Genomic DNA, 12,778 nt, shown 5'->3' on the forward strand with positions numbered 1-12,778 from the left:
ATGAAGATCATTGCCTGTTACAGCAATAAGGGCGGTGTCGGAAAAACCGCTACTTCGGTGAACTTGGCCTATGCCTATGCGCAGGCTGGCCAAAAAGTTTTGCTATGCGATCTCGATCCTCAGGGGGCGTCCGGGTTCTATTTTCGGGTGAAGCCGTCAAAAAAACTGACGGATGCCCGTTTTTTTGAGGATGTGGAGCGGTTTACCAAAGCCATCCGGGCAAGTGATTTTGACGGGTTGGACGTTCTGCCCGCAAACCTGACTTTCCGCGACTTTGATATCTTCCTGTCGCGCATGCGGAACAAACGCTCGCGTCTGAAAAGGGCATTGTCGGCGGCTGGCAGTGACTATGATCTGGTTCTTCTGGATTGTCCGCCCAATTTTTCCACCTTGTCCGAGAATATCTTTCGGGCCGCTGATGAAATCGTTGTTCCGATCATTCCCACAACCCTGTCCGAGCGGTCATTCGATCAGCTGGTTGGCTTTTTCGACAAACACGGGCTGCGTAAGAAGAAGCTGCGGGCGTTCTTTTCGATGGTGCAGAACCGGAAGTTGTTGCATCGGGAAACGATGGTTTCAATGCGCGCCCAGCATCCCAAGCGCATTTTACACGCGGTTGTGCCTTTCGCTGCGGATGTCGAAAAGATGGGGCAATATCGGGGCCCTGTCTGTACTTACGCAGGTCGTAGCGCTGCTGGTGCGGCATATCGGGCGCTGTTTGATGAGCTGGAAGAAAGAGCGGGGGCACCCTGATGAGCAAAGAAATTGAACGCAAGTTTCTGGTGGCAAGGTTGCCGAACCTGAGCCGCGCAGAAAAAGCAGAGGTGCGTCAGGGGTACCTCACCGCGCCGGAGGACTCGACCGAATTGCGCCTTCGACAAAAGAACAATGTGTTTTTCCTGACCTTAAAAGGCGGCGGTGATCTTGTACGTGTTGAGCGTGAGGCAGAGATAACCCGAGACCAGTTTGAAACCTTCTGGCCGGAAACCAAAGGTCGCCGGGTCGAGAAGGTGCGTTACACGGATCTAATGCCAGACGGCCACCAGTTCGAGCTGGATGTTTTTTCAGGCGGTCTGGAACCCCTGCGTTTGGTTGAGGTTGAGTTCCATACCAGTGAAGACGCAAATGCCTATGTCCCGCCGGGTTGGTTCGGTGCGGAAGTTACAGGGGATAAACGGTACAAAAACAAGGTATTGGCGATAAACGGACTGCCGGATTAACTCTGAATTGCCAGATTGATCGTAGTTTCCAAACCTGGGTCGCAGTTTCGGGCTGCGAATGTCCCGCCATGCATATGTGAAATCGCGGCAACCAGCGCGAGCCCCAATCCCGCATTGCGTTCCGTCCGCGCCGGATCAAGTGTGACGAAGGGAAGTTGAAGGCGATCCAACTCTCCGGGCGGAACACCCGGACCACGGTCCCGAACCCGCAATTGGGCAAATCCGTCCTTGGTACCGATAGAGATCGTGATTGCGGTATCCGCCGGTGCATAACGCATCGCGTTTTCCAGCAAATTAGAAAGAGCCTGCGAGAGTAGGGGCCGGTGCCCCTGAATAGCCGGGGCAGAGCCTGTAACCTCAAGGCGGATGTCCTGATCTGCGGCCACCGGGTCATACAGTTCCACGACATCTCCAACCAGTTGCTGCAAGTCAATGTCTTCGAATTGCTCGCGCCCTAGACCGGCCTCGGCCCGCGAAATTTCGGTAAGCTGCCCCAAGACCCGCAAAACATGGTCGATTTCTCCCGTAGCCCGCGCAATGTCGATTTCGCGGTCCAGATCGCTTTTGCCGGGCTCGGAAAGGGATTCGACCCTTTGGCGAAGGCGGGACAAAGGAGAGCGCAAATCATGTGCGATAGAGTTCGACGTGGTGCGCAGATTGCTCACCAGCTCTTCGATCCTGTCGAGCATGTTGTTCAACGTGCCAGAGACCTGATCGAACTCGTCCCCGGTTCCGCGCAGGGGCATCCTCTTGGAAAGATCGCCGGAAACGATGTTTTCGGCTGTGCTTGCGATGTCTGACAGGCGTGAAAACACCAGACGTGTGAACAGCCAGCCAGTGATCACGCTCAGAACAAATGCTATTCCTAGTGCCAGTGCCAGAGATCGGAACAATACACGGTCGAATTGTTGACGGGCCGCCGCATCCCGTCCCACCAAAAGGCGTTCACCACCGGGCAATCGGATCGAAGCGGCCGAGATGGGCACCAGTTGGTCATTGTCAGCCCTGCGCAACTCGAGGTCGACCCAACCGCTTCCGGCGGTCACATTGACCGGCCAGGTTTTCAGGTTACCCACAAGCTTGACGCCCTGCCGATCCGCCAGCAGATACAGCGCGTCTCGATCGGACGCGCTTGGAAGACGACGCTCGATCGCTGTAATCAGCCCGATCAGCCCGCGCCGTTCATATTCATCGGCAAGCCCGGTCAGTTCGGCGGACACGACCGATCGGGTCTCGGATTCGATGCTCCGGTTGGCTGTCACATAGACCAATGCCAGCACAGACGCGGTCAGTAACGTGCTTAGCACCATGCTGGTGGCGACAAGTCTTGTTCTTGAATTATTAAGGGAAAGCCGAAGGTTATCCATCGGACATCATGTAACCCGCACCGCGAACTGTTTCAATCAAAGGTGTGTCTCCGCCTTCATCCAACTGGCGGCGCAGCTTTGAGATGTGAACATCCACAACGTTGGTGTTCGGGTCGAAATGATAATCCCAGACGCCCTCAAGCAGCATGGTACGCGACACGACACGGTTCTTGCGGCGCAGAAAGAATTCGAGAATCTGGAATTCACGGGGCGTCAGCGTGATCTCATGGCCGTCCCGCGTAACCTTGCGGGTCAGAAGATCCATTTCAAGATCCTTGCAGGTCAGGGTCGGCGTTTCCTCGGATTCCTGCGGACGTCGTAACAGGGCTTCGATCCGTGCATGAAGTTCCTGAAACGAGAAGGGCTTGACCAGATAATCGTCGGCGCCTGATCGCAATCCTTTGACGCGCTCGTCCACTGCGCTCATGGCCGTCAACATCAAGACCGGTGTTTTCAACCCTGCTGCACGCAGGGATTTGATCAGCGACAGCCCGTCCAGACCGGGAAGCATCCTGTCCAGCACAATGGCGTCAAACCCGCCATCCGTTGCGTGGTACAATCCCTCGCGGCCATCAGCAGCCGTTTCGACAACATAGCCTTCTTCGCCAAACCCTTTGGCAATGAAATCCCTGGTGTCAGCGTCATCTTCGACGATCAACAGACGGCGGCTCATGATGTGGTTCCTTTCCCTAAGGATTTAAACACAAAATTCAAACAAAGCATATGGTTTGCTGACGATCTTGCCGGGTGCTGGGCACGCACCCGGCAAGCCCGACGGACAGCGGACAACTCAGGTCCGTCGGGTGAGGCACGCGCCGGTTCTCCCCATCAAGCGGCGCGCGCATGGTATTGATCAGACCAGTTCGACGGCAACGAAGATTTGGCTGCCAGCCCGGTTGATCAGCACCAGTGCCGGGTCTGTTTTTTCGGTGTCCAGTGCCGCCTTCAGCGCTTCGGGTGTGAACGTGTCCTGATTGCCCAGTTTGACGATCACGTCACCGCGTTGCAGACCCGCCCGAGCCGCAGGGCTGTCCGGTTGCAGGTCTGTGACGACGACACCTTCTACGGCTTTGGCGATACCTGTCTCGGCTCGCATCGTTTCGGTCAGCGGGGCCACGGTGACACCAAGCGACGTGCCCGCCGCTTCGGATTCGACAGGGGTATCGGACTGAGCCGACGCTGCCTGATGCTGGCCAACGGTCAAAGTGACCGTTTCCTGTTTGCCATCGCGCAGAATGGTCAGATTACTTGCGGTGCCGACCTTGGTTGTGCCCACCAGAATAGGCAGGTCACCACTGGAGTCTACGGCTTCGCCGTTGAAGGACAGGATAACATCGCCTTGCTCCAGAACGCCATCTGCAGGGCTGTCGGCGACAACATCTGCCACCAGTGCACCCGAGGAGGCATCAATTCCCAGTGCCGCCGCAAGCTGCGGGCTGATATTCTGGATAGATACACCCAGCCATCCACGGCTGACCTGCCCGTCGTCCTGCAGATCGACCGCAATATGTTCAACGATGTTCGAGGTTACGGCAAATCCCAGCCCGACAGATCCGCCACTGGGGGAATATATGGCCGAGTTCACGCCAACCACTTCGCCGTCCATGTTGAAAAGCGGGCCACCAGAGTTGCCCTTGTTGATGGCGGCGTCCGTTTGAATGAACTCGGCATAAGGCCCGTCCGAGATATTGCGCCCTTTGGCCGATACAATGCCGGTAGTAACTGTCGAGCTCAAACCAAACGGGTTGCCGATCGCAACGACATCTTCGCCAACGCGGATTGCATCGCTGTCACCCAGTTTGACAGCTTGCAGACCCGGGCCTGCATCTATCTTCAAGACTGCGATATCTGTCAGCGGATCGGTGCCAACCACCTCGGCCTCAAATGTCCGGTCATCACTTAGGCGAACGGTTACAGTCTCGGCATTGTCCACCACATGGTGATTGGTGACGACATAACCGGATTCATCCAGTACAAACCCTGACCCGAGCCCTTGTGCCGGACCGCGTTGAGGCATGTTGAACCCTTCAGGCCCACCAAAACGTTTGAAGAATTCCCCAAACGGATGACCGTCAAAATCAAAACTCTGCCCCTGTGCGGGGCTTGGGGCGGCCTTTTGCTCGGCAATGATGGTCACAACCGAAGGGGAAACGGATTCGACAAGATCGGCTAGCGCCTCGTCCGCCATCGAAGGTAAAGCGGTTGTGGCCAGCATGGCTGCGCCCAATGCGCTAACACCCATCCAGTTGGATGTGCGGGGAAGTAAAAGCGAAGATTTTCGGATGCTCATTTCTGTCTCCTGGTTTGATCACGCAATTTCCGTTGCGCGTTGAGACATGAGATGCACTGTCAGGATTGGGGTTTCCTGACTGATCAATTAATAAATCTTAATTTTGCCACAAAGCGGGTGTTTTGTGGCGAAAGACGTTGATCAGGATTCGCTGATTTAACCGAGGAGGTCGAAGGCGAATCGGAGGATTGTTGCCAAAACAGACGTCAAACTTTCAAAAAAGTTGTATTTTCATTGTTTTGTTGACAATGCTTTCACTGAACAGTGGGGAAAAATGCTGCTCTTCCAATGGTTGTGGGCGAGTCCGGAGGTCTTCGGACTTGACGCTATAACTTTGCTGAGAGGCAGCTGAATGGGCGCATAAGTTTGCGCTTAATCCCGAATCGTTGATTTGTGCACCGAATGTGGATCGCCTATAGGTTGAATAAGCCCCAGGGCTATGTTGCCTAAAAGCCAAGTCGAGATGCGCTAAATTAACCTATTCATCCAATTTTACGTTGTTTCTAAGGATCGGATAAGTGAGGATGAAATTGCCCAAGTGAGGGGAAGCCAAAAGCGCTAGGGGGCGCTGGCGGCTAACTCAGTTACCGGAAGTTTTAGCGGCGTGTTAACGAGGGGGTCTTGTTTAGGTTTAGCGGCTAGGGAACCAGAGTGTCTTAAAGACCTATTGGTCAAACTTTTGGAATTGTAGAAAGTGGTAGTCCTGTATTGGGCACCGGCCCGGTCGATATCGACCGGGCCGTGTTTATTCAAGAAGTACACTTTTTGCGCCAGGCGTCCCAATCTTCCGGTGTATCCAGATCTAAAACCGCGTTTTGACCGGGCAGGGGTTGCAGGAATACGCCGCGCTGTTGTGAGCGAACCACCGCCTGCGCGCCGTGGTCGCCATGTAATGCCGAAAGCTGAGTGAAAAGCGTCCGATCGAAGATCACCGGGTGCCCGGGCTTTCCATCTGTGGTTGTTCCGCGCCAGATTACATTGTCGGGATGCAACTGGCGTGCTTTCAAGATCGTTCTCAGATCGGTCTGGGTCAGGTCGGGTAAGTCGGCCAGCAAAACCATGACCGCGGGTGCATCAACAGGAAGGTGTTTTATGGCGGTGCGCAAACTGGCATTCATTCCCTCGACCGCGTCCGGTACGGGAACGGTCTGTACGTCCATTCCTGCAAGAGCATCGTATCTTGGATGCGGGCGCAGTGGCAGGGCGACAAGGACAGGTGCCACGCCACGCGCTAGGGTCGCCGTACGGGTCAGCAGTGGAATGCCATCAATTTGCTGCATAAGCTTGTCCAGCCCGCCCATACGGCTGGAATGACCGGCAGCAAGCAGGATGATGGGGATTTCGGTCATTGCGCCACACTGCTGTCAGTCATGTGTGCTGTCATCCCCTCATGCGTGTGCCATCTGGGTCAAACAAAGGTGTCGAGATAACCTTCGCTTTGCGCATCTGCCCCAGAATCTCGATTTCAACCTCCAGACCATCTTCTATGCGCCCGGACGGCAGAAAGCCCATGGCGACAGATTTCTGCGCAAAATGAGAGTAGCCGCCGGAGGTACAGAACCCAACAACCGAACCATCCAGCCAGATCGGTTCATAGGCGTTGACGTCCGCATCGTCTGTTTCAACCTCGAAGGCTGCCAACTGGCGGATGGTTCCGTTGGCCCGTTCTAATTCCGCTGTATCGCGGCCGATGAAACGGGTGTTTTTGCTGAATGCAATGAACCGATCCAATCCCGTTTCAGCGGCGGTGTAATCCGGCGAATACTCTCGCATCCATGAGCCAAAAAACTTGTCCAGCCGCAGGCTCATCATTGCGCGCATTCCGAACGGAACAATTCCGTGGGGTTGTCCGGCCTCCCACAGCGTCCACCAAAGCTGACGCTGCGCTAAGGGGTCGCAATAGATTTCATAACCAAGATCGCCCGTATAGCTGACACGCTGAACGATACAGTCGGTCATGCCGACAGTCATCCGTCGCACGTTCAGGAAGTTGAAATCCGTCAGGTCGTCTCGTGTGCAGGTCGCCAGAACCTGCGTTGCCTTTGGGCCGGCAATCTGGAAACCGTTCAACCGGTCGCTGATGTTTTTAATTGTTACACCGTCCTGAGCGTTTTGCTGGAACCACCGCATGTGGAAGGCCTGACTGCCATAGGACGCCGTAAGCTGGAATTCAGTGTCACTCAGGCAGGAAACCGTGAAATCGCCGATTAGCTTGCCCTTGTGCGACAGCATCGGGGTCAAAGACAGCCGACCAGGTTTCGGAATGCGACCAGCCATGATCTGGTCCAGCCAGTTCCGAGCATTGGGTCCGGTGATGCGGTATTTGCCGAAATTGTGGACCTCGTTGATACCTACAGCTTCACGCACCGCCCGCACTTCGCGCCCCGTCGCCTCGAACGCGTTCGAGCGGCGGAAGGATGGCGTTTCAAATCCCGGCTCGTCTTCCTGCGCAAAATAGTTTGGCACTTCAAGGCCGTATTGCTGCCCCCAAACCGCGCCAAGATCGCTGAAGATGTCATACATTGGTGTTGTGCGGTTGGGGCGTGCGGCGGGCAGTTCTTCGTTCGGATAGGCAACGCTGAAGCGTTTCTGATAATTCTCGATGACTTTGGGGCGGGTATAACCTGGGCTGATCCAGTCGCCGAAGCGGGCAACATCCATGGCAAACACGTCGCGCTCTGGCTCGCCTTCGATCATCCACTGCGCCAGCGTCAGGCCAACGCCGCCACCCTGACTGAACCCGGCCATGACACCGCAGGCCGACCAGTAGTTGCGCATTCCGGGTACAGGGCCGACCAGCGGGTTTCCATCTGGGGCAAAGGTAAACGGCCCATGGATCACCGATTTTATCCCGGCCTCAGCCAGCACGGGAAAGCGGCGATAGGCGAATTCGATACTGTCGGTGATCTTGTCATAGTCATCGGGCAGCAACTCGTGCCCGAAATCCCACGGGGTGCCGTCTACTGCCCAAGGCTTGCAGGGTTGTTCATAGAACCCGATGCACAGACCACGCCCTTCCTGCCTTAAATAGCTTTCACCCGCCGGATCCATGACATGCGGATGCTCGCCACCCGCATCAATGATCGCTTCGATCTGGGGGATCGCGTCTGTGACAAGGTATTGATGCTCCATCGGGTGCAGGGGGAAATAGACACCCGCCATGGCACCAACTTCGCGTGCCCAAAGCCCGCCCGCATTAACAATGTGTTCGGCATGGATTGTGCCTTTGTCGGTGACGACATCCCAGCTTCCATCGGGGCGCTGGTTGGTTTCACGCACCATGCAATGGGTTTCAATCGTAGCGCCGCCCATTCGCGCGGCCTTGGCATAGGCATGGGTGGTGCCTGACGGGTCCAAATGACCATCCAGCGGATCGTAAAGAGCGCCGATAATTCCGTCGATGTTCGTAATGGGCGCGATCTTTTTGATTTCTTCCGGGCCGACGATTTCTGTCTCAAGCCCCATGAACCGATGCTTGGCGCGTTCGGCCAGCAGCATATCAAACCGGTCCTGATTGTCGGCCAGTGTCACACCGCCCACGTGGTGCAGGCCACAGGACATGCCGGTGATCTGTTCCAGTTCTTTATACAGCCTGATCGTGTAGCCCTGTAGCGCCGCCATGTTGGTGTCGCCGTTGAGGGTGTGAAACCCGCCTGCTGCATGCCAGGTCGAGCCGCTGGTCAGTTCGGACCGTTCCAGCAACATGACGTCCGACCACCCAAGCTTGGTCAGGTGATAAAGAACCGAACACCCGACAACGCCGCCACCAATGACGGCCACCTGGCATGTGTTTTTCATCCGCTCCTCCTTTTCTGGTAGGACGGTGCAGATCAACGATTAAGCATTCTGTCATACGAGCGACAGAGCGCGTCGTTTTTGTCTTGCGTCCAAACCCTATAAGGGCCGCACTTTCAGGGCTGTGATACGATTGCCTTCGCGTGCTGTGACCTCGAACCGGAAGCCATGGAACGAAAATACTTGCCCAACAACCGGGATCATCTGGGCTTCGTGGATGACCAGACCAGCAAGAGTGTTGGCCTCTTCATCCGGTAGCGACCAGTCCAGCGCACGATTGGCGTCACGAATGGTCATCGCGCCTTCGACAAGGAATTGGCCATCATCCGTCCGCATGACCGGCACCTCTTCGGCGATATCGAATTCATCGGCGATTTCGCCCACAATTTCTTCGAGAATATCCTCAAGCGTGATCAGGCCACGCAATGAGCCATATTCGTCTACGACCAGCGCAAAATGAGCGTGCATTCGCAGAAACTCGCGCATCTGGTCATCCAGAGTTGTGGTCTCTGGAACGAAATAAGGGGCATTCGCGACTTTGCCGATGTCAAAGCTGGCCAGACGGTCGGTGCCGCCGTCGCTGCTGCCAGCCTGTGCATACATCGCGCGGAACAAATCCTTGGCGTGAACAACGCCAACAATGTTCTCCTGCTCGTCCCTGAAAACAGGCAGACGAGTGTGAGGGCTTTCAAGGCATTGCCTCAGGATAGCTTCGGGTGGGGCGTTCGCATCGATCATCTCGATGTTGGAACGGTGGAGCATGATCTCTTCCACCGTGCGGTCGCCCAGATCCAGCGCGCCGAGGATGCGGTCGCGATCTTCTTTTTCAACAACACCTTCTGAATGGCCCAGTTGCAGGGCGCCTGCGATTTCCTCGCGCACGGCCAGAATGTTGCTGTCAGGATCGATCTGAACTCCGAACAAGCGCAATACGCCACGCACCAGCAATCGTACGGCTGCGACGACAGGCGAAAACACCGTCACGACCACGCTGATGATCGGCGCAACAGCCGCAGCGGCCTTTTCGGAATTGGTGATGGCGTATGTCTTGGGCAGAACTTCGGCAAAGATCAGCACCAAAAAGGTCATGACCAGTGTCGCCAATGCCACGCCGCTTTCGCCAAAAAGACGTGTGAACAACGCCGTCGCCAGTGACGCAGCCAGAATGTTGACGAGGTTGTTGCCCAGCAGAACCGACCCGATCAGACGTTCGTTGTCGTCGGTGATTTCCAGCGCCTTTTTAGCCCCGCGCGATCCCTTGTCGGCCTGAGCGCGCAGTTTCCCCCTTGATGAGGCGGTCAGCGCCGTTTCCGAGCCCGAGAAAAATCCGGACAGGATAAGCAGAAACAGGATAGCGCCGGTCGTAAACCAGAATGCGCCGTCGATCATAGAAGGTAAGGGTTCCATTGGTCCTTGATAGGTTAGTGTACTGCATCCGTTATGGGGACGTCGCTCCGCTGGATCAAGGTCTTAGCCTTTGTCCTCATTGCGGTCTTTGCTCAGCGGGTGATGTTGCAACACCAGTTCCGCCAGACGTTCATCCAGAACATGCGTATAGATTTCGGTCGTCGCCACGTCTGCATGACCCAATAACGTCTGGATCGATCTCAGATCAGCACCATTGGCCAGCAGATGCGTAGCGAATGCATGGCGCAGCGTGTGTGGTGTGACTTTTTCAGAAGAAACACCGCCGCGTACAGCCAGCTCTTTCACCAGCAAAAAGAACCTGTGCCGTGTCAGATGACCGGACTTACCGCGTGATGGGAACAGAAAGCGCGAGCGTTGAGCGCCATTTTCCACGGCCAAATCCTCGGCCTCGTCCCGCGCGGTCAGCCACGCGGCCAGCGCATCCCGGGCCGGGGGCGACAGGGGGACCATTCGCTCCTTCCCCCCTTTGCCCAGCACCAGCAGCATCCGGGGATCGCCACGGGCCGAGGAGACTGGCAGGGAGACAAGTTCAGTCACCCGCATTCCGGTGGCGTACAAAACCTCCATCAGGCAGGTGTTTCTTAGCCTGTCAGCTTCGGTTCTCCCGGTTTTTCGGGCGGCCTCCAATAAACGATCAACTTCGGGCACATCCAGCGTCTTGGGCAGCCGTTTCTGCCGGCCGGGACCTTTGATCTGAATGGCAGGATTGGCTGCGCGCCAGCCTTCCTCGAAGGCAAACCGGTACAGCTGCTTTATTGCAGACAAACGCCGCGCGCGGGTCGAACGTGACAAGCCCTGTGCATCGCAGTCGATCAGGTAGGCTTCGATCAGGTCGCGATCTGCCTGATCAAATCCGGATTTCTTGCGGTCCAGCCATTCGGCAAAATCTTTCAGATCGCGCCCATAAGCCAGCAGCGTATTGGTCGCAGCGCCAAGCTCTGCCGCCTGCGCCTGCAAGAACGTTGAAATCCACAGTGCATCTGATGCCGGAGAGCCCATGATCAACGTTTTTGCAGGATCAAAAGGGACAGGGCCGCACGTCGCGCGGTGTCTTCCAGCCCAACGCGCCGAAATGTTGCAATTGCCGCTGTCAGGTCCACCAGATTGCCCCGCGCGCCATGTGCAAACAATTGCATGGCTTCAATTATGGCTTCGCCCAACTGACCGTTGGTCAGCAACGCATCAATGTCGCCTGGCACAGGCGCTGCCCATTCGAACCCCTGAGCGACGGCATCAGCCAAAGGGGACGGGGACACCGCGCGCCCGGGATCGCCTTGTGCCAAAGCGGCAAGAAACCGGGTTTCGTTCGATGTGTCAGGTGTTGACAAGGCGGCCTGTTCGTAAAGCCCGGACAGCATCAGAATACGCCAGCGCAGGTTTTCGGTGGCAGCAACCGGTAATGTGACAGTCGACAAGCGCTCGGCAAACAGTTCGGCAAACGGAACCTCAAGCCCGACACCGCGCATCTGTTGCCAGACCGGCTGCAAGGTCTTTCCGATCGCTTCCGCGTTCCCGGTGTCTAACGCGCTTTCAAAACGCTGAACGGCGGCCACCCGATCCCAGACAGCACCTGAGGCCGCCGGGTCACGCTCAGTATAAAGGCCCAGCAGCTGATTGGGGGTTAATGCGCCAATGCGGGTAAGCCGTTCCGCTGCTTCGATCTGTGCCTTCCAACCTGCGACATCGCGCAGATCCGCATTGGCAAACGCCCGTGGCAGCGGAGCGGAGGGAAGTCGTTCGCCAATTGCCTCAAACAAACGGAACGTCAGGGGATCAGGGTTCTCAGGCTGCGGCAGATAAGCTGCGCCTTCATACAGTTCCGGGCTGAGGAAACGGTCCAGAACTGCCAGATCCTCGGGTGGAAGGATTTCAAGCGCATGCGCTGCCTCAAGGGTCAGCGCGGCTGAAGCCCAATCCCCGCGGCGGGCCTTGCAGAAGATCTGAGCCGCATAGTCCCGCGAAAGATGCGGTTCGGCAATAAGGGCGGTACAACTGCGATCCTCATCCCCGGTCAAGAGCGTCGCATCGAACCAGCGCTTGAAACGGTCTTGCGTGTCAGTAGGTCCGGCCAGTTGAACAAGCGATTGCGCCGGATCAGCGGCACCCAGTTGCATCAACCGATCCAGCCGCGCCAGTAAAAGGGTTTCTTCGGCCAGAGGCCCTGACGGCGCGCGTGTTTCAGACAAGAGTAACGTGAACAACAATCGCTGCATCGCCGGGTTGTCACGCACGTGGACGTCGGCGATCAGTTCGGCCAAGCGATCCGCATCGCTGCCTTGCCAAAGGTCGACGGGCAGGCCGGTGACAGAGGACGAAACAAGGCCCAGCGGCTGCGACAGCGCTTCAAGCGAAGTCACCTCAATTCCTGGCAAAGTGCCATCTTGCGTGATCGGTGGTTCCAGCAGAACGGTTCCCGGCAGGTTTTCCGGCGGGTCTGTCAGCCATTCGATGGCGGATAAGGGTTCCTGCGCATGTGCCGACCCGGCCAGTGTGATTGCCAAAAGCAGTTGCTTAGTTGACATCCAGTACAACCGGCTCGCGAATTTCACTTTGAGGCGCAGAGAAATCCACACCAAAGAATGGACCGACATAGGCATAGGCAACCAGCCCGATGAATACCAGGCACAGAACATATATCAGGAATTTGATCAGACGGCTCATGGCGTCACGCTGCCTCA

Annotated in this window: 11 protein-coding genes; 2 read left to right on the forward strand and 9 right to left on the reverse strand. The window is 56.5% G+C overall.

The window, feature by feature from the left end; translation table 11 throughout:
* Both ACR0AM_RS06775 and ACR0AM_RS06780 read left to right on the forward strand, forming a co-directional pair.
* Entirely contained in the window at positions 1-753 is a 753-nt protein-coding gene (locus tag ACR0AM_RS06775) for a ParA family protein (RefSeq protein ID WP_480472387.1), read from the forward strand.
* Positions 753-1,220, forward strand: a complete 468-nt coding sequence (locus ACR0AM_RS06780) for a CYTH domain-containing protein (protein ID WP_480516774.1) — start codon at positions 753-755, stop codon at positions 1,218-1,220. The genes ACR0AM_RS06775 and ACR0AM_RS06780 overlap by 1 nt, the downstream gene beginning before the upstream one ends.
* Here ACR0AM_RS06780 and ACR0AM_RS06785 read toward each other — a convergent pair.
* The 9 genes from ACR0AM_RS06785 to ACR0AM_RS06825 form a co-directional block, all read right to left on the reverse strand.
* Positions 1,217-2,530 carry a sensor histidine kinase gene (locus tag ACR0AM_RS06785; protein ID WP_480516776.1) on the reverse strand — a complete coding sequence of 438 codons (1,314 nt, stop codon included), beginning with the start codon at positions 2,528-2,530 and terminating at the stop codon, positions 1,217-1,219. The two genes, ACR0AM_RS06780 and ACR0AM_RS06785, sit on opposite strands and share 4 nt — an antisense overlap.
* Positions 2,531-2,579: 49 nt before the next feature.
* A complete protein-coding gene (locus tag ACR0AM_RS06790) occupies positions 2,580-3,260 on the reverse strand; it encodes a response regulator transcription factor (RefSeq protein WP_267366336.1) in 681 nt (226 codons plus the stop codon).
* Positions 3,261-3,440: 180 nt separating this feature from the next.
* Positions 3,441-4,877, reverse strand: coding sequence for a DegQ family serine endoprotease (locus ACR0AM_RS06795; protein ID WP_480622468.1), 1,437 nt, complete (start codon positions 4,875-4,877; stop codon positions 3,441-3,443).
* 749 nt (positions 4,878-5,626) lie between these two features.
* Entirely contained in the window at positions 5,627-6,226 is a 600-nt protein-coding gene (locus ACR0AM_RS06800; protein WP_480622469.1) for a nucleotidyltransferase family protein, read from the reverse strand.
* Positions 6,227-6,257: 31 nt separating this feature from the next.
* Entirely contained in the window at positions 6,258-8,675 is a 2,418-nt protein-coding gene (locus ACR0AM_RS06805; protein ID WP_480622470.1) for a GcvT family protein, read from the reverse strand.
* A 96-nt stretch (positions 8,676-8,771) separates the two neighbouring features.
* Positions 8,772-10,079, reverse strand: coding sequence for an HlyC/CorC family transporter (locus ACR0AM_RS06810; protein ID WP_480622471.1), 1,308 nt, complete (start codon positions 10,077-10,079; stop codon positions 8,772-8,774).
* Between the two features lie 63 nt (positions 10,080-10,142).
* Entirely contained in the window at positions 10,143-11,099 is a 957-nt protein-coding gene (locus tag ACR0AM_RS06815; protein ID WP_480493336.1) for a site-specific tyrosine recombinase XerD, read from the reverse strand.
* A 2-nt stretch (positions 11,100-11,101) separates the two neighbouring features.
* The gene (locus ACR0AM_RS06820; RefSeq protein WP_480622472.1) at positions 11,102-12,622 is read right to left on the reverse strand and encodes a hypothetical protein; all 1,521 of its coding nucleotides are present in this window, start codon (positions 12,620-12,622) and stop codon (positions 11,102-11,104) included.
* Entirely contained in the window at positions 12,612-12,761 is a 150-nt protein-coding gene (locus ACR0AM_RS06825) for a hypothetical protein (protein WP_480472404.1), read from the reverse strand. Before ACR0AM_RS06825 ends, ACR0AM_RS06820 begins: the two co-directional genes overlap by 11 nt.
* Positions 12,762-12,778: the final 17 nt, after the last annotated feature.

The sequence above is a fragment of the Ruegeria sp. AD9 genome (assembly GCF_056542305.1).

What these genes read in the sequence shown, in the direction of transcription:
- ACR0AM_RS06825 (WP_480472404.1), bottom strand. Translation starts at nt 12,761, where the DNA reads ATGAGCCGTCTGATCAAATTCCTGATATATGTTCTGTGCCTGGTATTC.
- ACR0AM_RS06800 (WP_480622469.1), bottom strand. Translation starts at nt 6,226, where the DNA reads ATGACCGAAATCCCCATCATCCTGCTTGCTGCCGGTCATTCCAGCCGT.
- ACR0AM_RS06790 (WP_267366336.1), bottom strand. Translation starts at nt 3,260, where the DNA reads ATGAGCCGCCGTCTGTTGATCGTCGAAGATGACGCTGACACCAGGGAT.
- ACR0AM_RS06795 (WP_480622468.1), bottom strand. Translation starts at nt 4,877, where the DNA reads ATGAGCATCCGAAAATCTTCGCTTTTACTTCCCCGCACATCCAACTGG.
- ACR0AM_RS06820 (WP_480622472.1), bottom strand. Translation starts at nt 12,622, where the DNA reads ATGTCAACTAAGCAACTGCTTTTGGCAATCACACTGGCCGGGTCGGCA.
- ACR0AM_RS06780 (WP_480516774.1), top strand. Translation starts at nt 753, where the DNA reads ATGAGCAAAGAAATTGAACGCAAGTTTCTGGTGGCAAGGTTGCCGAAC.
- ACR0AM_RS06810 (WP_480622471.1), bottom strand. Translation starts at nt 10,079, where the DNA reads ATGGAACCCTTACCTTCTATGATCGACGGCGCATTCTGGTTTACGACC.
- ACR0AM_RS06775 (WP_480472387.1), top strand. Translation starts at nt 1, where the DNA reads ATGAAGATCATTGCCTGTTACAGCAATAAGGGCGGTGTCGGAAAAACC.
- ACR0AM_RS06815 (WP_480493336.1), bottom strand. Translation starts at nt 11,099, where the DNA reads ATGGGCTCTCCGGCATCAGATGCACTGTGGATTTCAACGTTCTTGCAG.
- ACR0AM_RS06805 (WP_480622470.1), bottom strand. Translation starts at nt 8,675, where the DNA reads ATGAAAAACACATGCCAGGTGGCCGTCATTGGTGGCGGCGTTGTCGGG.
- ACR0AM_RS06785 (WP_480516776.1), bottom strand. Translation starts at nt 2,530, where the DNA reads ATGGTGCTAAGCACGTTACTGACCGCGTCTGTGCTGGCATTGGTCTAT.